At 45.5% G+C, this 23,952-nt stretch carries 18 protein-coding genes; 8 read left to right on the top strand and 10 right to left on the bottom strand.

The window, feature by feature from the left end:
• The first annotated feature begins 154 nt into the window (after positions 1-154).
• Positions 155-1,315, top strand: coding sequence for a DNA cytosine methyltransferase (locus QUA47_RS11065; protein WP_333430778.1), 1,161 nt, complete (start codon positions 155-157; stop codon positions 1,313-1,315).
• On the opposite strand, the gene QUA47_RS11060 is transcribed toward QUA47_RS11065, so the two are convergent.
• Both QUA47_RS11060 and QUA47_RS11055 read right to left on the bottom strand, forming a co-directional pair.
• A complete protein-coding gene (locus QUA47_RS11060) occupies positions 1,278-2,027 on the bottom strand; it encodes a hypothetical protein (RefSeq protein WP_333430777.1) in 750 nt (249 codons plus the stop codon). The two genes, QUA47_RS11065 and QUA47_RS11060, sit on opposite strands and share 38 nt — an antisense overlap.
• Positions 2,005-2,403 (bottom strand): helix-turn-helix transcriptional regulator, encoded by a 399-nt coding sequence (locus QUA47_RS11055; protein WP_333430776.1) that lies wholly within the window; start codon positions 2,401-2,403, stop codon positions 2,005-2,007. Before QUA47_RS11055 ends, QUA47_RS11060 begins: the two co-directional genes overlap by 23 nt.
• Before the next feature lie 65 nt (positions 2,404-2,468).
• Between QUA47_RS11055 and QUA47_RS11050 the strand changes: the two genes are divergently transcribed.
• Positions 2,469-4,109, top strand: a complete 1,641-nt coding sequence (locus QUA47_RS11050) for a thioredoxin-like domain-containing protein (RefSeq protein WP_333430775.1) — start codon at positions 2,469-2,471, stop codon at positions 4,107-4,109.
• A 338-nt stretch (positions 4,110-4,447) separates the two neighbouring features.
• Here QUA47_RS11050 and QUA47_RS11045 read toward each other — a convergent pair whose 3' ends face one another.
• Complete coding sequence (locus QUA47_RS11045) at positions 4,448-5,248, bottom strand: circadian clock KaiB family protein (RefSeq protein ID WP_333430774.1); 801 nt, start codon at positions 5,246-5,248, stop codon at positions 4,448-4,450.
• Positions 5,249-5,316: 68 nt separating this feature from the next.
• Positions 5,317-6,579, bottom strand: a complete 1,263-nt coding sequence (locus QUA47_RS11040; protein ID WP_333288326.1) for a type IV pilus twitching motility protein PilT — start codon at positions 6,577-6,579, stop codon at positions 5,317-5,319.
• A gap of 305 nt (positions 6,580-6,884) precedes the next feature.
• On the opposite strand from QUA47_RS11040, the gene QUA47_RS11035 reads away from it, so the two are divergent.
• From QUA47_RS11035 to QUA47_RS11025, 3 genes are all read left to right on the top strand, one after another.
• Positions 6,885-8,282: an amidase gene (locus QUA47_RS11035; protein ID WP_333430773.1), complete on the top strand. Its 1,398-nt coding sequence runs from the start codon at positions 6,885-6,887 to the stop codon at positions 8,280-8,282.
• A gap of 275 nt (positions 8,283-8,557) precedes the next feature.
• Positions 8,558-10,561, top strand: a complete 2,004-nt coding sequence (locus tag QUA47_RS11030; RefSeq protein ID WP_333430772.1) for a cation:proton antiporter domain-containing protein — start codon at positions 8,558-8,560, stop codon at positions 10,559-10,561.
• 1,155 nt (positions 10,562-11,716) lie between these two features.
• A complete protein-coding gene (locus QUA47_RS11025) occupies positions 11,717-13,375 on the top strand; it encodes an alpha/beta hydrolase (protein WP_333430771.1) in 1,659 nt (552 codons plus the stop codon).
• 841 nt (positions 13,376-14,216) lie between these two features.
• Here QUA47_RS11025 and ilvC read toward each other — a convergent pair.
• Both ilvC and QUA47_RS11015 read right to left on the bottom strand, forming a co-directional pair.
• Positions 14,217-15,266 (bottom strand): ketol-acid reductoisomerase, encoded by a 1,050-nt coding sequence (gene ilvC, locus QUA47_RS11020; RefSeq protein WP_071587777.1) that lies wholly within the window; start codon positions 15,264-15,266, stop codon positions 14,217-14,219.
• A 23-nt stretch (positions 15,267-15,289) separates the two neighbouring features.
• Positions 15,290-15,499, bottom strand: coding sequence for a hypothetical protein (locus QUA47_RS11015; RefSeq protein ID WP_333430770.1), 210 nt, complete (start codon positions 15,497-15,499; stop codon positions 15,290-15,292).
• A 74-nt stretch (positions 15,500-15,573) separates the two neighbouring features.
• Between QUA47_RS11015 and gloA2 the strand changes: the two genes are divergently transcribed.
• Both gloA2 and QUA47_RS11005 read left to right on the top strand, forming a co-directional pair.
• Positions 15,574-15,960, top strand: coding sequence for an SMU1112c/YaeR family gloxylase I-like metalloprotein (gene gloA2 / locus QUA47_RS11010; RefSeq protein ID WP_333288301.1), 387 nt, complete (start codon positions 15,574-15,576; stop codon positions 15,958-15,960).
• A 43-nt stretch (positions 15,961-16,003) separates the two neighbouring features.
• Positions 16,004-17,293 (top strand): endonuclease/exonuclease/phosphatase family protein, encoded by a 1,290-nt coding sequence (locus tag QUA47_RS11005; RefSeq protein WP_333430769.1) that lies wholly within the window; start codon positions 16,004-16,006, stop codon positions 17,291-17,293.
• Here QUA47_RS11005 and QUA47_RS11000 read toward each other — a convergent pair.
• From QUA47_RS11000 to QUA47_RS10985, 4 genes are all read right to left on the bottom strand, one after another.
• Positions 17,260-18,942, bottom strand: a complete 1,683-nt coding sequence (locus QUA47_RS11000; RefSeq protein ID WP_333430768.1) for a dynamin family protein — start codon at positions 18,940-18,942, stop codon at positions 17,260-17,262. The genes QUA47_RS11005 and QUA47_RS11000 overlap by 34 nt on opposite strands.
• A 14-nt stretch (positions 18,943-18,956) precedes the next feature.
• Complete coding sequence (locus QUA47_RS10995; protein WP_333430767.1) at positions 18,957-21,035, bottom strand: dynamin family protein; 2,079 nt, start codon at positions 21,033-21,035, stop codon at positions 18,957-18,959.
• Positions 21,036-21,068: 33 nt separating this feature from the next.
• On the bottom strand, positions 21,069-21,401 hold the full coding sequence (locus QUA47_RS10990; protein WP_333430766.1) for a hypothetical protein: 333 nt from the start codon (positions 21,399-21,401) through the stop codon (positions 21,069-21,071).
• A 170-nt stretch (positions 21,402-21,571) separates the two neighbouring features.
• On the bottom strand, positions 21,572-22,093 hold the full coding sequence (locus QUA47_RS10985; RefSeq protein WP_333288292.1) for a pentapeptide repeat-containing protein: 522 nt from the start codon (positions 22,091-22,093) through the stop codon (positions 21,572-21,574).
• Positions 22,094-22,321: 228 nt separating this feature from the next.
• Between QUA47_RS10985 and QUA47_RS10980 the strand changes: the two genes are divergently transcribed.
• Positions 22,322-23,860 carry a SagB/ThcOx family dehydrogenase gene (locus QUA47_RS10980; protein ID WP_333430765.1) on the top strand — a complete coding sequence of 513 codons (1,539 nt, stop codon included), beginning with the start codon at positions 22,322-22,324 and terminating at the stop codon, positions 23,858-23,860.
• Positions 23,861-23,952 lie beyond the last annotated feature (92 nt).

The raw sequence follows: 23,952 nt of genomic DNA, 5'->3' as shown, positions 1-23,952 counted from the left end.
CGATTGCAAGTGCGATCGACCAGAATAAAATTAACGGTGTATGGGTTATTTTGGAAAATAATTGCAGGGAAAAGCAAGCATAAAATTTAGCAGAAGCAAGAGATGCCAATTGCTGAAGTTGGTTGACAAGAGCTTCCTAATACTATAGTATTCGATGATGACATATAAGACTATTGACTTATTTTCTGGTGCGGGTGGCTTGACTACAGGATTTTACCTGGCTGGTTTTGAATCTTTATGTGCGATCGAGGTGGATGCGAAAGCTCTAACGACTTATAAGCATAATTACCCAAACACCAAAATTGTTCATCAGGATATACGTGAGGTCAATCCTTTGGATCTGCGATTATGTTTGGGTTTGCAGAGAGAGGAACTAACAGCGTTGATAGGCGGCCCCCCGTGCCAAGGATTTTCAAGAAATATTCCTGCTGACTATCGCTACCTCAGCGACTCTCGCAATCAGTTATATCGGACATTTTTAGAATTCGTACAGGAATTTAGACCCCTTTACGTTGTTATGGAGAACGTACCTGAAATCTTGAAAGCTTATGATGGTGTAGTTAAGAATGAAATTACACAGCAACTTGAGTCGCAAGGTTATAAAGTCACTTTTGGCTCACTAAACTCCGCGCATTATGGAGTACCGCAGACCAGATCAAGGGCTTTTTTCCTGGCTAGTTTAGATAAACCACTTCAATTCCCTGAACCTACACACGCTGGCGAGATTAGAAGCGATTACAGAGCTACTAAATCTTCTTACCAACTTAGTCTCCTAGAATCAAACATTTCTTCAGTCGTCACAGTTAGAGATGCGATTGGAGATTTGCCGTCATTGAACGCAGGAGACCAATATAATGCTGAAGTTTATCCTTTTCCACCCCAAACTGCGTACCAAGCAATGATACGTAATGGAAGTACGAAACTTTTCAATCACGTTGCTCGTGCTTTGAGTCCCATTCAAATGTCAAGAGTGCGTCTTCTTAGTGAAGGGCAAGATGCTAGAGACTTGCCACCGGAATTAGCTCCTAAAAAGCACTATAGCGGTGCCTATGGAAGGCTTTATTGGGATAAACCAGCAAGAACTATCACAAGGTGGGTTTTCCATCCCGGCTCTGGCAGGTTTTTTCATCCAACCCAAAATCGGACAATTACAATCCGTGAAGCTGCAAGATTGCACTCTTACCCAGATAACTTTCACTTTCTGGGAACATACACTGATATGGCTTCTCAAATAGGAGAATCAGTACCCCCACTTCTAGGTAAAGCAATAGCTGCATCTATTCTCCAAGTTCACTGTCAAAAGACGGTGTACTGAGTTGATCTTGCAAAGCTGAGAGAACAGTTTGCACATATCGATCAAGTGTAATACGAGTTCGCTTAACCCTGATGTGAACTGCTTCTGGAGGAATGGTTCTAGCTCTAAAAAGTTGCTTTTGATTCTTGTACCAAACTAACTCTAGCTTACCTGCAACATTGCCTTGTAGGCCTGCTCCCGATCTTCCAGTAACTCTATCCACTGTCCAAGCCCAAGAAAAAGCATTTGGGTCAAGTGGATTAAGAGGGAATTCACAGTAAATATATTCATATCCTCTAATGGTTTTCAGCAGTATGCCTTCATAGCTATTGGTAATGCTCTGTGCTGCTTGACTCGATATAATTTTCTCGTTCCAATGCTGAACAATAGCTGCTCCGAGTTCAGCAGGTGAGGATTGTTCCGTCAAACCAGGAAAACCAAGTTTGGCAGCCTTTTTGATAACATCTGCTCTCTGAATGACAAACAAAAATGTATTTACAAGAGTAAGAGTATTCAGTTGAAGAGATTTGAGTGACCAACCACTTGCAGTCGTGGTGTCAACAGCATCATAGAGGAGTTTGCTACATCCTAATGCTGGATCTGATAAAGGAATATGCTTGACATAATGAAAAATAGCTTCCCAAGTATAATCCTCTATCGAGCCTATAACTGGAGATGCAATGGTAGCAATAATGGCTTGCCTCAATCTTTCAATCTCGTTTTCCGTCAGCACTCAAGAGTTCCTCTACAATTCGTAAAAATTCACCCATTGTTATGTCCAGAGCATTTGTAATGTGACTAAGAACTCTAACAGATGGACTTTTCAGCCCTCGCTCAAGCTGGCTGATATAGGTTCTGTGCAGACCTGTGACTTCTGCCAGATATTCTTGTGACCAACGTTTCTCTATGCGACGACGTTGTATTTCTAGTCCTAAAGTTTGATCTAGTTTGCTAGGCTGCATAGAGAAAAATAGTAAGGTTTTGAATACAAAAGTTCTACAGACTAAAGTATTCAATGTGGCAATATGAGCACTGAACTCACTCGCCTCTGGTGGCGATGGCATCTTGGCTGTGTCCAAAAGCCCAGGTTTAACCAGCTTTTTCCCCATGCCGCGAAACTTCCCGCTAAATTAAAGAAGTAAAAAAATCATTCACATCCTACCCAGGAGATGCCATGCCTCGCGTCAGAGCACCAGAATTCCCCGGAAACTACCCCTGGTTAAACACCGACAAACCTTTATCCATTGAATCTCTAAAAGGCCGGGTCGTCCTCCTCGACTTCTGGACGTACTGCTGCATCAACTGCTTGCACGTCCTCCCAGACTTAAAATACCTCGAACAAAAATATAAAGATTCCCTCACGGTTATCGGCGTTCACTCGGCTAAATTTGAAAACGAAAAAGAAGTAGAAAACATCCGCCAAGCTATCCTCCGCTACGATATCGAACATCCCGTAATCGTAGACAGCGGCATGAAAGTTTGGCAAAGCTACGCGGTTCGCGCTTGGCCGACTTTAATGGTGATCGATCCTGAAAGTTATGTCGTTGGGTTTGTTTCCGGTGAAGGCAATAGAGAAGCACTTGACGAATTAGTTGGCAAGTTAATTGCTGAATACAAAGATAAAAATGCACTCAAATTTAAACAACTCACTTTTAGCTTAGAAAAACAGCGCAAACCGGTATCCACACCGCTGGCTTTTCCCGGTAAAGTGCTGGCATTTGCGATCGCTGCAACGGAGGCAAAACATCTTCACCAACAGGTCGCGCTTTTGGGCGAAATGAGCCAGGAAAATGAATCTGTAGATGAAACTGTATTGCCCGGGCCTGCTAATTCAGTCATACAAAACTTAGTCGGTTCTTGCTTATTTATTGCCGATTCCGGCCACAATAGGATTGTTGTCAGCACCCTCGAAGGTGAGGTGCTGCACGTCATCGGTAGTGGCAAACCGGGTTTAACTGATGGGGACTTTGAAGAGGCTGAGTTTTTTGCACCTCAAGGTATGGCTTTTGATGCAGAAACTCAAATTCTATATGTTGCTGATACGGAAAATCATGCTCTCAGAAAGATTGATTTTACGACTCAACGGGTAGAAACTATTGCTGGTACGGGCGAACAAAGTCACGAAATTTCACCCCGCAGCGGCAAGGGTTTAGAAACGCAATTGAATTCGCCTTGGGATTTAGAAAGAGTTGGAAATAGACTTTTTATTGCAATGGCGGGTTCCCACCAAATTTGGGAAATGCAGTTAGACACTGGCACGATCGGCACTTATGCGGGTATTGGCCGAGAATCCTGTGTGGACGGGAATCTTGCAGAATCTGCTTTTTCTCAGCCCAGCGGCCTCGCTACGGATCGATCGGAGTTGTTTGTTGCCGACAGCGAAATTAGTTCGATTCGTGCTGTGGGTATAGATGAAGACCCGAAGGTTCGCACTGTTTGCGGTAGCGGTGAATTGTTTGGTTTTGGGGATAAAGATGGTCGCGGTGATGAGGTCAGGTTGCAGCACTGTTTGGGTGTTGAATACGCTCAAAATTACCTCTGGGTGGCTGATACTTACAATCACAAAATTAAGCGGATCGACCACCGGGGCGGTACGTGCAGAACAATGATTGGAGATGGTACAGCAGGTTTGGTTGATGCTAAAGGTCTTAAGGCTCGATTTTTTGAACCTTCAGGGTTGAGTGCGATCGGGCCTCACTTGTTTGTTGCTGATACGAACAATCATGTAATTCGGAGAATTGAGTTGGATACGCTGGAAGTCACAACTTTGGATTTCCCCAGTTTGTGCGCTCCCGAGGTTTGTTTGCCTGAGTAAGCCGATCGACCTTTTTGACATCAGGCACGGTTTTCAATTCTCCTGATTGCCAGATTGATTGTGGTAAAGTAGGGTGCTCTTCGGCGCACCTTACCACAATTTTCAAGCCACGTAAGTTACCCTAATTATTCCCGGTGAGTGCAGTGCCTCACCCGCAATTCACTCCTGGATGCAGAACCTCTATATTTAGGATGTACGGCCCAAGAACACCTAACCGATAAAGTAGAACGCCCAACCACTTTTTGCGTCCAGGACGGAATTACTAAATGTTGTTAATTCCATCGCTACTAAAACCGCGATCGCCCGTATTAAATAATCGCAAAAATCCTCGCCCCAATCTAAAATTCCGAATAGCTCAGCAGCCGCACTATTTTTTCATCATCGTTCAATTCGCCGACAATTCGTCGCACGGGTTTCGGCCAGATTTTAATCAAAGTAGGAGTTGCTGAAATCTGATCTGCCTCAGCTTGGTCTGGATGTTTCAAAACATCAATTACTTTTAAAGTGTAGGGACGATCGAGGCATTGCTCTAAAAACTGGTGTAAAGTTTCGAGGGTGCGTTCGGTGCTGGGGTTGCTGCCGGAAACAAACAGACGCAAAACGTACCCTTGAGTTTGTGGCGGTGGGGTGAGTGCTGTTGGTTTGGGAAGCCGAGCCTGCTGCGATGGCGGAAAGCCCAATGGAGTTACGATCGAACTGCTCCAGTCCGATCGAGCTTCGGGGCTGGCATACTGTACAACTAAGTCGTGATTTTCCCAAAGTTCGGGGAATTCTTCGTGATAAGTAGCGATTGCCATCGGTTCGCACATTTCTTCGCTCCGGGGATGCCACACTAAGTCGCCAGTCCCAAAAATGGCGTTCAGCAGGGTTTGATGTCGCAGCACGGGGGGGTAAGCCTCGGCAGCAACCCGCACCTGCCGATCGCCTGGATCTAGCCACGAGTCAACGGTTGCCGTGTAGCAAGGTATCAGAAAATGCGGCGGTTCCGACAAACCGAGGATCTCCTGTAGAGCTACGCACAACTGCAAATGCCACCGAGTTTGCTTGTGGGGGTCTATGCAATAGATTAAGTCTCCCCCTGGTGTAAACAGCGCAATGCCTTTGAAAATTTCTGGCAAAATCGGGCGATCGACTTTCAATTCAGTACACCAATAGCAGTTAACAGTTAACAGTTAACTGTTAACAGTTAACTGTTAACACTCGACCTTTAGACTCGACCTCGGAGCATCTGAGCCATTTCGTTCGGGTACGGCGAGTTCTCTACACAAAGTTCTTCAGTAATCCGACCTTCTTGATAAAGGCCGTAGAGCGACTTATTCATCGTCGTCATGCCTTCATAAGTATCTTTGATCATGATTTGATTAATTTCCTCATTCTGGCCCTTCAGAATGTATTCCTTAACCACGTCGGTATTGATCAAAACGTCGTGGAAAGCAGCCCGCTTCCCGTCTGTGGTTTTGCACAGCAGTTGAGCAATAATTGCCACTAGGGATTCGGAAAGTGAAACCCGTATGGCCTCCTGTTCTTCGGGCCCGAACATATCCAGAATCCGGTTCAGAGTTTTAATCGCACTGTTGGTGTGCAGGGTTCCTGCAACTAAGTGACCGGTCTGAGAGGCTTTGAGGGCGATTTCCACCGTCTCTCTGTCCCGAATTTCTCCTACTAGCATCATGTCCGGGTCTTGCCGCAGAGCGCCTTTGAGAGCGCTCATAAACTTCAGGGTGTGCCTGCCGACTTCCCGGTGCTTGATCAAGGATTTTTTGCTTTCGTGTACGAATTCTACCGGGTCTTCGATCGTGATGATATTGTAGGCTTTATTCTTATTGATGTAGTCGATCATCGCAGCCAAGGTGGTAGACTTACCCGAACCTGTCGGACCCGTCACCAAAATCAGCCCTTTGTGGTAGCCGGATATTTTCTTAAAGACCTCCGGCAGCTTCAATTCCTCCAGTGTCATTATTTTGGCAGGAATTAGCCGCAGCACCATGGCCGGCCCGGCTAAGGAGTCCATGCAACTGATCCGAATCCGCACGAACCCGAAGTCGAAAGCGCCGTCAAAGTCTAGGGTTTTTTGGAAAATTTCAATTTCTTCATCGCTCATGCACTCGCGCAACCAGCCAAAAAACGTATCTAAATCTGTTGGTGGATAGCCGATGTCGGCAATTTCGCCCCGCGTGCGGAAGCGGGGCACTTCGTTTACGCCGAGGTGAAGGTCGGATACTCCTTCATCTTTGGCTCGGAGGACTAGCTCTTTCAAAGTCGGAGATCCGCCGCTGCTAAAGCTCGGGCTTTTAGGTGTGGCGAAGGATTGCGGCGGCGGTGCTGGTGCTGGTGCTGGTGCGGGCGGCGGTGCGGGCGGCATTCCTGCTGCTCTGGGGGGCATCCCTGGAGCTGGAGGGCGGGGTATTCCTGGCAGGGGGGGAGCTCCGGGTACGGGCGGGCGAGGAGCTGGCGGATGCTGCTGTGTCATATGCGCTACCTTAAGTTGGTGAGAAGGCTGACTCGAACAGATGATTTGTGGGAGTTGGACAATGCCGATCGCCATTGTGCGGCTCTTGCACAAAAGCTTAACTGTTCTCCTCAGTCTATCGCAAGATCAGTTTCTACTGGTGCAATACAAAGGAAATATTCTGCCAATAGGAGGATGCGCTCACCTCTATCTACGACCAAATATGGATTTTCCACATTTTTGGAGAATGTTGTTTAAAGAAAAGAGTTTTCCGCAAGCAAGCAGTATAAATTGATACATTAGCCAAATATTAAGGACTTAAACCGATGAATTCTGTCGATCGGGCTTTTACTCCAGCTCTGGAGTTGGCGGAGTCGATCCGCACGCTGGAAGTGTCGCCTTTAGAAATTGTCAATCTCTACTTGGAACGGATCGATCGATTAAACCCTGAGCTGGGCAGTTATTTTACTGTAACGGCAGAGCGGGCGATCGCCCTAGCTAAATCTCAAACCGAAAAACTAGCTGGGTTAAACAAGCCACAGGAATTGCCACCTTTTTTCGGAGTGCCGATCGCCATTAAAGACTTGACACCAGTTACGGGCGTTCCGTGTACATACGGCACTCAGGCTTTGCTGGGTAACATCTCTGCCTACGACGAGTCAGTAGTATGGCGGATCAAAGCAGCGGGATTTAACATTCTGGGCAAAACAGCCACCTCTCAAATTGGCTCATTACCTTACACCGAACCAGAAGGTTTCCCGCCCGCGCGCAATCCCTGGAATTTAGACTATACGCCGGGAGGTTCCAGCGGAGGCTCAGCGGCGGCTGTAGCAGCCGGTTTGTGTGCGATCGCCCAAGGTTCAGACGGTGGCGGTTCGATCCGAGGCCCAGCTTCCTGCTGCGGTTTAGTGGGCATTAAACCATCGCGGGGGCGAGTTTCCTGGGCACCTGTCGGAGATTACCTCAGCGGCATTTCTGTCAACGGCCCCCTGGCGCGAACTGTAGCTGACGCCGCCGCACTTTTGGATGTAATGTCAGGCTACACAACAGGCGATCCGTACTGGCTACCAGATTCAAATCCGACGTTTTTAGAGGCTTCCCGTCAAAAGTTGGGCAAACTGCGAATTGCCTTTTCTACGACTATTTCCCCTGTCGGCGAGGCTTCGGCTACCTGTCAGCAAGCGGTACTCGAAACAGTAAAATTATTGACAGATTTGGGACATGATGTCGAACCTGGATGCCCAGATTTTACGGGTTTAATCGAGCCGTTTATCGCAATTTGGCAGTCTGGGGCGGCGGCAAGCGGCATTCCAGGTTCTGCTTTGGAACCGATGAATCGCTGGCTGTTAGAAAGAACTATTTCGGCTGGGGAATATTTGCGGGCGGTGAATCAAATGCAGGTGATTTCACGGCGGATTGTGGGATTCTTTGAAAAATTTGATGTGTTAGTTTTGCCGACTTATATGCACTCCCCCATCCGGGTTGGGGAGTGGGCGGATTTGATTTTTGAAGAAACTTTGCAGCGGATCATTAATTGGATTGCTCCTTGTCCGCCCTTTAATGCTAGCGGTTTGCCTGCGATCGCACTTCCTGCCATTTTAGATGACAACGGTTTGCCGGTGGGAATTCAAATTATCGGGCGGCCGGCGGCGGAAGCAACTTTAATTGCTTTAGCGGCGCAGATGGAAGCGGCGAAACCTTTCCCGGTTTTAGATTTTAAATAGACAAGAGCAAGGGATAAAAGCACGTTTCCCTTGTTTATAGGTATTGATTCCAAATCACGACTTGTGCGCCGGGAACAAGAAACCCGGCTTTTTTCATAAATTTCTCGTAATCAAACCCATGTTTTACCAAGAAACCGAGTTTCTCCCGCCCAGCCCTACTTATTAATAATTACGCTGTAAAAGTTTGATAATACCTCTTTAGATTGATATAGATTTTGATTGTTTTATTTTAAATATGGTAGCAGTTCGCTGCCAATATTTAGGGAAAAATTTTTATGTTTACTTCCGGGCCGATTACCGCTCCCGTTCCCGTTTTTCTGCTTCTTTTAGCAATCATGCTAATCGCGCCCCTGTTATTTGAGCGCTTGCGGCTACCGGGAATAGTCGGTTTAATTATTGCTGGCGTAATTGTCGGACCAAACGGTCTCAATTTGCTGCAACGGGACGCTACTATTGTTTTGTTAGGTACAGTAGGATTGCTGTTTTTGATGTTCCTAGCGGGACTGGAAACTAGCCTCGACGACCTCAAACTCAATGCGGACAAAGCTGTCATATTTGGGCTGGCTACTTTTTCGTTACCGATGATATTGGGGACGGGAGCGATGCTGCTGTTGGGATATAGCTGGCTGGCTTCAATTTTAATTGCTTCTTGTTTCGCTACGCACACGCTTTTAGCGCTGCCAATTCTCACAAAATTGGGATTGATGCGAACTCAGACTATTACGGCGACTTTGGGGGGGACGTTAATTACCAATGTGTTGGGACTGTTGGTGCTGGCGATTGTTGTCAAAGCTTACAAAGGAAATCTCACTCTCGATTTTTGGCTGGTTCTCATTCCCTCTCTTGCTATCTACACTTTTGCTACTTTGTGGGGAGTCCCCAAAATCGGTCGCTGGTTTTTTAAGAAATTCGGACACGACGAAAATGCCGAATTTATATTTGTATTGGCTACCCTATTTTTAGTTTCTTACGCAGCAGAACTAATTGAGATTGAGGCAATTATTGGGGCGTTTTTATCGGGAATTGCCATTACTCAAATTATTCCCAAAATGAGTCCGCTGATGAATCGGATTGAGTTTATTGGCAATACGCTCTTTGTACCGTTTTTTCTGATTTCTGTGGGGATGTTAATTGACCCGCTAATTTTGGTGAAGCAGCCGCAGTCTTTGTTGGTGGCGGCGGTGATGATTTTAGCCGAGGTGGTGAGTAAGTTTTTGGCAGCTTGGATACCGGGGAAATTATTCGGTTTTGAGTTTCCGAACATTATGGTAATGTTCGGTCTTTCTGGTGCTCAAGCTGCTTCTACTTTGGCTGCGATTACGGTTGCTTTTGAAATTAAATTGGTCGATCGCGTAACGGTGAACGGCATCATTGCCATGATTTTAGTAACTTGTGTCGCTTCTCCTTGGATTGTATCTCGGTGGGGTCAAGAAATGCAGCACCCGGGGTCGAGTTTGCCGACTGCTACTTCGGGAAAGCATTCATGGGGAGAGCGAGTTTTAGTGCCTGTTGCTAATCCGAATACGGAAGATAATTTGCTGCGTTTGGCTTTGATCTTAGCAAAAAGATATCAGGGAACTTTGCTGCCGCTGCATATTTTGTCCGATCGCGGGGAAGCAATTTCTCCGGCAGAAAAAATGCAACAAACTCAACTTTTGACGGCTGCGGAAACTGTGGCCCATGCGGCTGCTTGTGCGGTTGAACCGATCGCGAGGATAGATGATGCGATCGATCGCGGAATCCTGCGGAGTGCAACCGAACGCGAGGCTAGTTTAATAGTGTGCGGTTGGAAGGGATTTTCCACGACTCGCGACAATTTTTTTGGCAGCATCATTGACAATGTAGTAAGGCGATCGCCCGTACCCGTATTGATTGCTCGATTTCCCGATCCTCTCCAGAATACAGCCAGAGTTATTTTGGCGGTAACTGACAGCGAGTTGACTCGGTTTGGATTTCAGGAAACCGTGGATATTGCTAAGAGTTTGGCAGAGGAACTTAAGGCGAGTTTGCAAGTGTTGTTGGTGGCGACACAACGGGAAAAAAGCAACAAAAGTGCGGCGGAGGTGGAAATTCTTTCTGAGATACCAGTAAATCGGGTGCAGGGAAATTTTATCAAGTTAGTTTCGCAGAATTTGTTAGAACACGATTTGCTGATTTTAACAACACTTTCTCAGCAACAGAAATTGTGGGAAAAACCGGGAACTCTCAAAGAACCAGAAGCGCTAGCCCGGACTCACCAAAATATTTCGATGCTGGTTGTTTATTTTCCTGTATCTTGAGGAAGATTTTCACCGCCGATGATGTTATGAATCTGCATTCATCTGCGGTTAATGTTTTAGGACTCAAGCCAAGTGGCAAATTAAACAAAGGTATGTAGTTGGGCTAGACTCGCTCTTTCCTAAGCTAAGATCGCACAAGCGCAACTACATACCTAAAATTTAACCTCCCTATTTATGACAATTGTGTAAGTCATATATTTAATTCTAATCCAACGGAATTGCGAGGAAAATTTCCGCACCTTTGCGCGGTTCGGAAATACACTAGATCGCTGTACATAGTTTTTAGGCAACACTTTGATAGCTAATCGATAGACCCTATCTACTTACCGCAATTTGGCTTAGTGCTTTAAGTAATATCAAATCGGGTAGCATCAGAATTAATATTACCCCGAGTCAGGACACGCGCCGTGCTGTTTACGAAAAATTAATCGGGCGATAGGTACATCTGTCGCGACCGCTCATGATTATTTTGGGCTGGGGCACAGCACTGCTGTGCCCTCCGTTGCTATGATATATGAGTGCCACCGGAAGTGATATAAATGGCTATCTTTCTTTGGTGGCCAATTTTACTTAATAATTTCTCGCAGCTCGCTTTTACTTCCATATTTAATTGGCTCCACAATCACTTCCCCTAATCAATGAAGCACTTCTGGCATTTGTGGTCAATATTTACGAATGTTGCATACTTAAATTCCCCCTCACTTTTTAGACTCAAATTATGAAGATTATTCAATGTGGATAATTGTGAAGTTCCAGGAGTATAGGATTTACCCAACAAAGAAAACCTTACAGTTAAGAGCATATAGCAATCCTTGCAGGAGTCGTAAATTTTTTACCCCACCCCAACCCTCCCCTTACCAAGGGGAGGGAGTAAGAAATTCACAAATGATTTAGGATTGCTATATCGCTCTTTTCACTCGCGAAGTTTGTATTTTTTGGGAGGTCGATTAAAAAATCCCTCAACTGATCATCATTAGCACCCGCACAAGAAGTGCACTTAGGTACGGAATGTGCGATCGGCAAGTAAATATGCGTAGAGGCCTTGACGATCGCGCCCCGATGGAGACAATTTCTCGGCATCTAGGACAATTTCTCGGTATCTGGGAGAATTTTGAGAATATGGTGATCTATCCTCTCTAGTTCAATAAGGTAAAAATGAGCATCAGACCAAATTTCAGATGGTTTTCTTCAGTAGCGAGTGTTTTGGGTTCGATTTCGATTAATCCTTTCAGCGACACGACATCTCCTGTAAAAGCTGCAGAAACGGTTGTTGTCCGCAAAGGTATTTTAGAATCGTCAATATCGGTTGCGGATTTGCGCGAACTCGCAGAAACAGGAAAAGTCCCCGCCAGACTGCAAGCTTATGCCAATCTCCTGTCTGACGAACAGCGCAGTAAAATCTTTCGGGCGCTGCAAGCGAAAATTCCCCTAAATGTAGTCGGCCTGAGCAACTTGCTAAATACGGGCATCGGCACCGGCATCCTGACGGATTTGACTACAGTGATACCCAGGCGCGACGGTGGGGGTGTGGAAGCGCTGCGATCGGCTCTGCTGCTGGGAGCAAACGCGCCGGAAGGCTTATCGGTATTGAGTTTCATTGAATCTTATCCGAGCTCGCGGGTCGTGGTGGATCTCGATCGAGCTTTCGCAGTTTTGGGAAATATGAACGCAAGTTTTTGGCAAACTCAGCGCTTTATGGAGGCGATCGCACCTCAGTTAGCACCGGTTAAACCCGCGTTTAACCTGCCTTTCGATCCAACCCAGCCCGGCCCTAACTCGGTGCAGGTACGGGCGCTAGATTTGAACGATAGCGCCCGCAATCGACCTATTCCGGTTGATGTGTACTGGTCGGAAGCTGCGACAGCCGACAAACCGACGATCGTCTTTTCTCACGGGTTGGGTTCCGTCCGCACGGATTTGCGCTACTTAGCCGAGCATTTGGCGTCTCACGGCTATGTAGTAGCAGCTTTAGAACATCCGGGCAGCAACGAGACGAATACCAATGCTGCGATGGCGGGTAAGTGTCCCTTGCTAGCCCCTCAAGAGTTTTTAGATCGCCCCAAAGACATCAGTTTTGTACTCGACGAACTGACAAAATTGAACCACACTGATGATAATTTGCAGGGGAAAATCGCGATCGACCAAGCCGTAATAATTGGCTATTCCTTCGGCGGCGCTACAGCCTTGTCCTTGGCCGGCGCCGAACTGCAATTGAGCGGACTCAAACAGCGGTGTCAGGGAGATTTGATTGGGTTCAGCTTGGGTGAAGGCATTCAGTGCGCGGCGGCCGGATTGCCCGAAGAACGGTATCAATTGCGGGATGCGAGGATTAAAAGGGCGATCGCCATGAATCCGATCGCATCATTACTATTTGGAGAAACTGGTTTAAGTGCAATTCAAATTCCTACCTTAATAGTAGCATCTTCTGCAGACAAAACAACTCCCGCGTTAGCCGAACAAATTGCCGGATTTCCGAAAATTCCATCTCCTAAATGGCTAGTCGGTTTTGTAGGAGGAACCCACTTAAGCGTCAAAGATCCCAGTACAACTTTACACCAAGTTCGTAGACCGAGCACAGTAATTACCGGCGATGAAGTTGTCGGCGATCAAGCTGTTAGCATACGCAATTATATTAAAGCTGTAAGTTTGGCTACCGTTGCTCAACTGACTGCTGAAGCTGACAAATATGCAGTCTTTCTAACGCCAGAATACGCGCAATTTGCTTCTACATCGGCAATCCCGGTGCGGCTAGTAACAGAAATTTCCCCCGAAATTCATACAGTAGTGCAAACTTTTATTCAAGGGAATAAGTAGTGATTAGTCATTAGTCGTTAAGTAGGTAAGCGCCAAAAAACCATAGTATTTTTTTGAGTTCTCCACCCAGAAAATAATTATGTAGGGTTCGCAGTCCGAACCTTACCACTATTAGTTATTAGCTAATAATCTGATGTCAGCTCGAACACCTATAATAAAGGTCTTTGTAGTGGTAGTTCGAGGGGGCATCATATTGCGACTAGCCGGCTTTCCTGTTGTAGGCGAAGCCCCTTACCCCCCACGGCTGTATTTTCTTCTTAAGCTGTTTCTGATATATTTTGTCCGTGCAAGGGCAAAATATAACAAAGCGCTTTCACAAACTCTACTCCCAAACTGCGATGCCTAAAAAAAATCTTATCCCGCTATTGCTTCTGTTTGTAGCCCTGTTTACCCTTTACGGTGACACTTTAACTTTTCTCCCCAAACCTGTAAGAGATACTAGCGTGGCAAGCCGAAAGTTCTTCGTCGGGTTGTGGCCTTCGTGGGTGAAGCCGAAAGATTCAAACAAGCAAAGGGATAAGGAGATTGAGAACTTGGAAAAAACCCCTAGTCCCAGTCGATAGTTTTGAGCTACCAGCGAGAAACTGGGTTTATCTAACAATACCTAGCCATGTTCTTGTAGGTTGGGTTAAGCGAAGCGAAACCCAACAGTACGATTTTAGATTTTGGATTTTAGATTAGAGATTTTTTATCCACTCTCTAATCTGTAATCTATTTAACTTGAGATTTGAGATTTTCCTCGAAACGGTAAGGTGTGCAGTGCACACCCTACATAATTAGGTTCTGCGTAACTCCTGTTTTAGATTGATCCTCCAATCTAAAATCTCAAATCTCAAATTGATTAGGCCTGCTTTTTCAACCAGCTAAACATAGCTCGCAAATCTTTACCAACTTCTTCAATAGGATGTTCTGCTTCCTGACGGCGCATGGAGGTAAAGCCCGGTTTGCCGGCTTGGTTTTCGAGAACGAATTCGCGGGCAAATTGGCCGGATTGAATTTCGCTGAGAATTTTACGCATTTCGGCGCGGGTTTGATCCGTGACGATGCGGGGGCCGCGAGTTAAATCGCCGTATTCTGCGGTATTGGAGATGCTGTCGCGCATTTTGGCGAGGCCTCCTTCTACTACTAAGTCAACGATAAGTTTAACTTCGTGCAAACATTCAAAATAAGCTAATTCCGGTTGGTATCCGGCGTTAACTAAAGTTTCAAATCCAGCTTTAATTAATGCGCTCAAACCGCCGCACAAAACTACTTGTTCGCCAAAAAGATCCGTTTCTGTTTCTTCGCGGAAAGTGGTTTCCAGAATGCCGGCTCTGGTGCCGCCGATACCTTTAGCATAGGCCATTGCCCGATCGCGCGCTTGACCGGAAGCATCTTGATATACTGCAAACAAACTGGGAACGCCTTCCCCTTGTTCGTAAGTCCGCCGCACCAAGTGTCCGGGGCCTTTGGGGGCAACCATTACTACGTCTACATTGGCAGGGGGAACAACTTGGCCGAAGTGAATGTTAAAACCGTGAGCAAATGCTAAAACATTTCCTTCTGAAAGGTTCGGTTCAATTTGTTCTGTGTAAATAGTTTTTTGAACTTCATCGGGCAATAAAATCATGATGAAGTCAGCGGCGGCGGCTGCTTTGTCTACGGGGTGCACTGTTAAACCGGCGTCGGTTGCTTTGGCAGCAGATTTGCTACCGGGATACAAACCGACAACGACATTCATGCCACTGTCTTTGAGGTTGAGGGCGTGGGCGTGTCCTTGGGAACCGTAGCCGATGATAGCAATCGTTTTGTTGGCTAAGAGGTCTAGGTTCGCGTCGGTGTCGTAATACATACGGGCCATAATCCTTGTCTCCTGAGATGCAAATTGGGTGATTGACTGCAAAACTCTCATTTTATCAAAGTAGGGTACTTTTTTTACAGAAATTTTTCGATTAAGATTTGGGCGCGGGAAAATAAAGGGCGATCGCCCTGAATTTCCCAGGGTGTCTCGCCGAGTCTGCGATCGTCAAATATAATTGTCAATAGCGTGCTGTGCATTTGAAAAAACCTCACATCTTGCACGATTCTCAAGAACAGGCAAGATGCCTGTTCCACAAAGAGTAAATTTTTTTGTGGAACAGGCATCTTGCCTGTTCATAAAAAGCTTATTTAAAATAGTGCAACATCTCAGAAAAACAAAACTAACTAACTTTATTCAGATGAAAATAAAAGCAATACATCATGTGGCGATTATTTGCTCGGATTACGAAACCTCGAAAAAATTTTATGTAGAAGTATTGGGATGTTCCATCATCAAAGAAACTTTCCGAACCGAGAGGAATTCTTACAAACTAGATTTGGGAGTCGGAAACGGCGACACCATTGAGCTTTTTTCATTTCCCCACCCTCCTGAAAGAGTTAACAGTCCTGAAGCGTGCGGTTTGAGACATTTAGCTTTTGCAGTTGAGGACATAGAAGCATCAGTTGCTTACTTAAAATCTCAACAAGTAGAAGTAGAAAATATTCGCCTTGACGAGATTACCGAAAAACGATTTACATTTTTCAGAGATCCCGACAACTTACCGTTAGAAATTTATGAGATTTAGACCCACATCCCCATTTTAAAAAGCTTAGCAGAGAAGATAAACAATGGACTCTATCATCAGAAACATAATCACGCTCGGATTGCCTACTTTAATGCTATTAATAGCGAGAGTAGCGACAGGTAAAACAGGTGACGCAGCCACTTGGTCGGCTTTGAGGAAAATCGGCGGTTCCTTTGGTATGCTAATCGGTTTAGGTGTGTTGGTGTTTGTAGGATTTGTTGCCAATTATTTTAGTTATTTTGTGGTAGATAGCTTGCTGGTGAGATTTTATCAAAAGCGGCGAGAGTTGGAACAGCCAGAAGAACTGGTAAGAGAAGTTGATAAATTGCCTATTACCAACGACCTTAAAATTAAGCTGAAATGGGCGTTACTGCACAGCAATAACCAAATTATTAGCTTGAAGCACGTAATTTTAAAATGGTTTATGCTTGCAGCAATTGTAAATGCACTCTTGTCAATAACAGGTTACTTGGGAGAATTTAACCTATTTTTTGAGTTAAGTTCTCATTTTAAACTACAATATCTGTTGGCTGGGTTACCAATTTTTATCTTCTTCGCTCTCGTGCGCTCAAAAAAAATATGGTTGCTGGTGAGCGCATTTTGTATTATCCTTAACTTGGCGGAAATTGTTCCTTGGTATTTCCCAGCGCCAGCCTTTGCAGGAGAGACTCCCGGACAAAACTTGCGGATTTTGCATTCAAATGTTTTAACGAATAACCGACGCTATTCTGAGGTGATATCGCTGGTTAAAACAGAACAACCTGATATCGCGGTTTTTGTAGAAGTTAGCACAGTTTGGGCGAAAGAGTTAGCCGTCTTAAGCGAGATTTTTCCTTACTCTTCCAACCTGCAAGAATCTGAGAGATTTGGCAGTGCAATATACAGCAAGCTGCCTTTAGAAAATACTTCTGTTAAAGCCTTTTCAAAGCAAAGAAAAAGCTTGTTTGCAGATGTGAAATTTCAAGGTAAAATCATTTCTCTGATTCTTGTTCATCCGACTGTACCGATAAAACAGCAGAATTTTATCGATCGCAATAAACAGCTAGCAGGCATCGGCGAGTATGCAGCCCAAGTAAAAAATCCGCTGATTGTGGTTGGGGATTTCAATACCACAATGTGGTCGCCGTTCTACAAAAATATGGTAAAAACCGGAAATTTGCGAAATGCGCGATCGGGCTTTGGCATTTTACCGACTTGGCCGACTTTTATGCCGCTGGCTTATATTCCGATCGATCACTTTCTAGTCAGCAAAGAAATTGGTGTTTTAAAGATTCGTACTGGCCGCAATGTCGGGTCGGATCATTTGCCGTTAATTACAGATTTGGTCATTTGAAGGTAGGATTCGATATTTTCTAACAAATTATTGATTAACTGGATCTGGTATTGCTGAATATTTGTCTGTAGCGGCTCTTGGCTGTCTTGAAAACAGATAACTTTTCCGGCAATTTCCTTGTAGTGTTGCAGCATGGAAAAAGTATCGCTGCTGAAGCGAGCGAGATAGTTTTTAGCAGCCTCACTGCAAATTTCCTTTACTTGATTTAGATAAGCTTCTGACGATTCAGCCGGCTTTTCATACCCAGTTCTTTTATTCAAAATATAGCTAGCACCGCCGACTACTGCGGCTCCTACAGGCCCGCCTAACAGCCAACCTAAGCCAGTGGCGATCGCCACGGGAGCCACTTCGCCCTCGTTCGACTTTTGAGCTGGAGGTGGCGGCGGTTCGGGTAAGGTGACTTGCGGGGATGGAGGAAAGGAAATCAAAAGTGCGATCGGCTGTTCTTTCTCAAAGAATTCGCAAGCTTTATTTACCCATTCTGCGATAGTTTGCTGCTGATGTAACGCCTCTCGCTGAAATTTTAGCTTCCACGCATCAAAACTTCCTTCCTGAAGCGACAGCGCCATTTCCGATTGATACCGCTGCAAAAGTGTGGGCTGGTAAAGCCAACTCTCGAAGTCAGAAACGCTGGCTAAAAACCCTTTTGATATCAGTTTTTCAGCTTTTTGTTTAATTTCAATTTTGTCTTTGTGCTTTTTTTGAGCTGCGGCTATTTCTGCAGCGACAGTTTCAGCTTTGGCTCGGAGAGATTGGCAAATGTTAGTAGCTATAGCTTCAATTCTGGGCAACTTAACTGCTAGTTGTTCCTGTTGAGCTGCCACAATACTTTGCAAAGCCGATTCAAACGTGGCAATTCCTGTAGTTTGGGCGGCAGCCACATCTCCTTTCAACCTCGCCCTCAAAGCGGGCAAAGCATCGACGCGGTAGATATTGCTGATATTGGTCGGCAAGTTCGAGCGAAAACTTTCGGCAACAAACAACAAGCGATTGTAAACTTGTTTTTGGTCGTCTGGTTCGAGTAGATTGAGAAAATTCGCAACAAAGACGACAGTGTTGATGTTGCGATCGCTCAACCAATCTCTCAAGTTCTCCCGTTCCCCTAAAGTCATCAATTTGCGAGCATCTAAAACCTGCACAACTAAATCAGCCGTTAGCAATTTATCCCTGACTAAATTATCCTGTTCTTCCCGGTCATTGGTTCCCGGCAAATCCAGCAATTCCACACCCGTTTTCAGGAATGGATGGGGACAGTAAACATTCACGGCCGCCACATCATCCCGCATTTGTCTGGCGTCGTCAAGGATGGCGTAGCGTTTCAAAACATCAGTCCCCGGTTCGCTAACTTCCGTGCCGTCTTTCAGGGTAATTTTTGCGCGCAATTCCTCGCCGTAGTTGACATAAATGGCAGCACCTGTAGTGGGTACTAGGTCGATCGGCAAAGCACGATTTCCCAGCAAAGCATTGAGCAAAGTTGACTTGCCGTAATTAAACGGGCCAAAGACAGCAATTTGAAAAGTTGGTTTGGCCAGATAGTCGCAGATTGAGGTGGTATCTCGATACAGTTGGGAGTTTTTGTCAAGTTCGAGAATACCGAGTGCTGATTTGAGATAGTCGGTCAGGTTTTGATAAATTTCGGGTTGTTGCATATTGCTGTTTTATTTCATTTAGCGGATGCTAGGAAACCTTGATATAGGGATTCAATACTCTGCGACTCGGCAGAAACATCAGCCTCCAACTTTTTCAACCGCTCAGATTCAGCCTGACAATTAATCTCGCGAGATTCCTTTTGTTCCAGCAAATTATCTAACTCAGCTTTCCGAGAATTAATATCCGCATTCATGCGATCGCCCACTTCCCGCCCGTAAACATCAAAACACTCTTTCACAGCATCGTGAATCGGCTGCCACTGCTCTTGAGCCACCTGCGGCAGATATTTCACCAGCTCTTTTTTCGCCGCTTTTACCAACTGTTTGCGAGCTCCGTCTGCTTGCAAAACCCCAACACCGATTCCCAATAAAGCCAATGACAGCGGTCCCAAAACAACCCCCGTCAAACTAGCAAAAATCGTACTGACGCTCAACACAGTGATTAAATTAAGCAGGATATTTTTCCAATCAAAACCCGCTCCTGCCATTGCTACGCCCGCCAGATTTCCGGTCGTTAACGAGAACAATCCCATCGCCCATTTTGCCCAAGCGGGCGAGTTATCTTCGGTTGAGTTGCTGACTGCTGCTGGTATTTTTTGCCCAGTCAGTTTTTCGGTGATTTTTTCAGTCACTTTCGTGTAAGAGGCTCCGTAATTTGCCGCACTTTTCGATAGCTGTGAAAAGGCTGAATTCATCTCTTGTTCTGCTGTGAGAGTCCAAGCTGCTAATTTGTCGTTGATGTACTGCTCTAATGCTCGTTTGAGCGATGCTTCAAAGGCTTCTCGCTTGCCTTGGCTGAAGAAATCCAGAAAATTCAGATCCGGTTGATACCGCAAAAAATCTGTTTCAAAGGTATTTTCTAAGTTAAGAACGTAGGCGCGGAAAGAATCTGCGATCGCCCGCGATTTACTATCTCTAACGCCGATGATTTCTTGTTGAAATTCATCGCGAATCTGAGTCAGTTTTTTAAACTCGGGCTCAACCGAATTAATCTTTTCCTTCAACTCATTGACATCGCGATCTAGTAATGGTAATCGGCGTCCAACAGCTTCGCGGACGCGAGCAGAAATTTGACGCGCCAAAGTCCTCGCCGGACGCAATTCCGAAATCGCCCTTTCCTGCGTCAAAAACGTATTGAGTGCCGCCATAAACTCCGGAAAACCAGTTCCTGTCAAATCCGCCTCCGGGTTTTTGAGCCGCAACCTGAGCGCTTTAAGTGAGGTAATTGCAAACACTCGCTCGTCGTAAATATCGTGTCCTTCTGTTAAACAATATTCACCTAAATTAGCTTGAAAAACCCGCCGCAGTTTCCCTTCTGCTTCTGCCAATTCTTCAGGATCGTCCGGGTCAATCAAACTTTCCCGCACCTGATCCCAAGCATTGATCAGAAAGAAAACGCTCAATCCGCGATTTTTGATGTAATTTTCTAGATAGCGTCTTTCACCCATTGTGCAAGGCTGAGTTGCCCTGAGCACAAACAAAATAGCGTGACAGTTGTTGATGTAACCGAGAGATAATTCGTTGCGGGCTTCTGTATCGTTCAGTCCGGGACTGTCTACTATTTCTATGCCTTTTTCCAGCAAAGGTAAGGGATATTCTACTACGGCGCAGTCGATATCGGGAAATGCTGGTTTCTTTTCTTCTTCTAAACGTTTGGCCTCAGCGGGGTCAATTGTGTAGTTCTGTTTGAAACTTTTAAAATCGAGCTGTTTGGGGCTTTTGCCGTCATTGAAATAAACGGTAACATTTTTTTCGTAACCGTACCGCAAAATCGTCAGCAAAGCTGTACAGGGATTTACATCGCTGGGCAGTAAGTTTTCGCCGATTAAGGCATTGAGAAAAGTGCTTTTTCCGCGTTTCATGTCGCCTAGCACTAGCAGGCGAAAGACTCCTTGGCGCAAGTTTTTACTGGCGACATCAATGTCAGCGTTGTCTGTTTCTAAACCGAGTTTTCCCGATGCTTCTCCTCCTGCTAATTCTGATTGGTTAATGGCTGTGGCGATGTTGCTGAGGCGATCGGCAATTTCTCGGCGGACTGCGGCTACTCGCTCTAAATCGTTGAGAAAGTTGCTAGTTTCTACTTTAAGGTTCATGGGTGTTTCCTGATAGTTTTGTGCTTGAGCTTTTCAACTTTTGTCTTCTTCAATAAACATTTTGTAAGCAATCAAAGCAATTCCTCCAACTATCAGCGCAGTTGCCAGCCAAGATGCTATGCGAACTGCAACGACAACAGCAATGACAAGGCCTGTAAATTGAGCGGCTGCTATAATTTTTCGGCGCCACTGTTTGAGTTTGCCCTTAGCTTGGCTGTCTGGTTCTTCGTACTTGCTCGTCCGATGTTCTGGCACTGAGCGGTCGATTTCTGATTCTAGTTCGCGGAGCCGAATTTCTTGTTCGCGCTTCCGCAGCTCTTGTTCTTTGTGCCGGAGTTCTCTTGCTTTTTTGTCGGGAGAATTCATAAATTTTACCCGGTTTGCCGGTGGCAAAGTGTGTTATTTATTGTCAATGTTGCGGAGCGATAAGTTTTTTACAACTGTAACTCACATTTTCCGCTGTGTCGATAGATGTTAAGAAATGTAAAAAAGGGCGATCGACCTTTTAAGCCGATCGCCCGCAGCGCTGCAAATCCTCAATATCCTTCGGGCCCGATAGTAGTGCGATCGCACTCAGCTTCCGACAAATCAACCAAGCGCGATCGGAATAAGTTGCAGCCCGCTAATTGAGCTTTGGTTAACTTTGCTTTCTCCAAATTAGCTCGGCTCAAATCCGCATATCTCAAATCCGCATTCCTCAAATCTGCATTGTACAAATCCGCACCTTGCAAATTCGCTTTCTGCAAATTGGCACCTTGTAAATTGGCGTGGCGCAAATTTGCTCTGGATAAATTTGCTCTGGATAAATTTGCTTCCGACAAGTTGGCATGATAAAGTTGAATGTCGCCCAACTCAGCATCTTGCAAATCCGTTTTATAAAGATTGGCTTCAGTCAAATTTCCGTAGGGCAAATAAGCTCGCCTCAGAACGCTACCAGAAAGATTTATTTCTGCCAAATCGGCTTGAAACAAGTTATCTTCACTTAAGTCAACGGCGTTAAAGTTTCGCTTGCCCTCAGCATACTGAGCGAGCAATTCCTCAGCGCTTAGCTTTTGCATTTTCATCCATTTATGAGGACAGCTATTGCAGCCAATCCATAACAGTAATTAATGGGTATTAATTTGTGTATTTATACTTAGGCATTGTTTTATGTTAAGCTTGTGTAACAACGATCTCATTTTTTCTAAGATTTTTTTTATATTTGTAAATTTCTGCCTTGCTCGACCAGTAAACGCTTAGTAATGTCAAGATCGATCGAGAAACCAAAGCGAATCCTCTACTGAAATATGCCAGAACTTCCTCTCTCCATAGCTCAGCACTACCACGAACGGACAAAATACGACCCTGAAACCATTGCCGCCAAAAGCAAACAGCTCGATTGGACAGAGCAACCTGTGCCTTTCAAAGAATATAAAATTGGAGCGTATTTTGACCTCAAGCCTTATCTAAAAGACCCCTCGGAGGATGCCGATGCCGATCCCGATGCCGCTTGGTGGCATCGGTTATCTAGCTTGTTGCTGTGCAGCTACGGGTTGACGGCGAAAGTGCAGACGGTAGACGACAGCTACCTGTATTTGCGATCTGCACCGTCGGCGGGTGGACTCTACCCAGCAGAGGTTTATTTAATCTCCCGCGGCACTGCCCAGTTGCCGGCCGGACTCTACAACTATCAGTGCAGAACTCATTCACTTGTTCATTTTTGGGACAGTCAAGTTTGGCCATCATTGCAAGCCGCTTGTTTCCAGTCGCCAGCGCTAGAAAATACCCAATTGGCGATCGCCATTACCACTGTTTTTTTCCGTTCTTCTTGGCGTTACGAAGACCGAGCTTATCGGCGAATTTTTCTAGACACCGGCCATTTATTGAGCAATATCGAGTTAGCTTGCGCCGTCAACGATTACCGACCTCACCTGATTGGAGGATTCGCCGACGAAGCTGTCAATGAATTACTGTACATCGACTCGGAGCAAGAAGGAGCGATTTGTGTACTTGCTTTAGCCGACTTGCTAGATATTGACCAAAACTTGCCTAAATTTAAAACCGCTTTGCCCGGAAACACCACGACAGATTACCCGAAAATTTCCGAAGGTCAACTGTTAAAATACCTCCACAAAGCCACGCATTTAGACTCAGACCCTACCGGAGCAGACGGCTGGAAACTTGATGAAAGTGAAGGGGTACTAGAGGATAAATACAACTTTCCCTTTTGTACTAAAGTTTCGACGGTCACTCCTTCGATTCCTTGGGGAGTGAACCTGGAAACGTTAGAAAACACTATGCTCAAAAGGCGTTCTACCCGTGCTTATACAGGTGCTTCTTTGAGCTTGGGCGAACTGCTAGCTATGCTCGATTTTACTTACCAGCCCCAGCACTATATCGACCAAGGATTAGACGGTTCTCCAGACTATTTCGATCTAAGTTTGATCGAGACTTTTATTGCTGTTTCGGGAGTGAATGGGTTAGAAGAAGGCTGTTACTATTACGCTCCGAAAGCTCAAGAATTGCGGCAAATTCGGTTTAAAAATTTCCGCAGGGAGTTGCATTTTTTGTGCTTGGGGCAAGACTTGGGCAGAGATGCGGGGGCGCTGTTATTTCACACGGCGGATTTGAACAGGGCTGTAGCAAAATATGGCGATCGAGTTTACCGCTATTTGCACATGGACGCGGGTCATTTGGGCCAGCGGTTGAATTTAGCTGCTATGCAACTGCGTTTGGGTGTCAGCGGTATCGCGGGCTTTTTTGACGATCGCGTCAATGACGTTCTCGGTATTCCTGCGGGTGAGGCTGTGCTTTATATTACAAGTCTGGGAAGACCTCGATCGTAAGAATGACTTAGTTGTTATTTGTCAGTAGTATTGCTTCACTAAGCCCAGGCGCATCTAAATTTTACAGTCAAGTTTGATGAAATTAACATCTT

Source organism: Microcoleus sp. MON2_D5 (genome assembly GCF_036701905.1).
Taxonomy (GTDB): domain Bacteria; phylum Cyanobacteriota; class Cyanobacteriia; order Cyanobacteriales; family Microcoleaceae; genus Microcoleus.
This window is presented reverse-complemented; position numbering and strand designations above follow the sequence as displayed.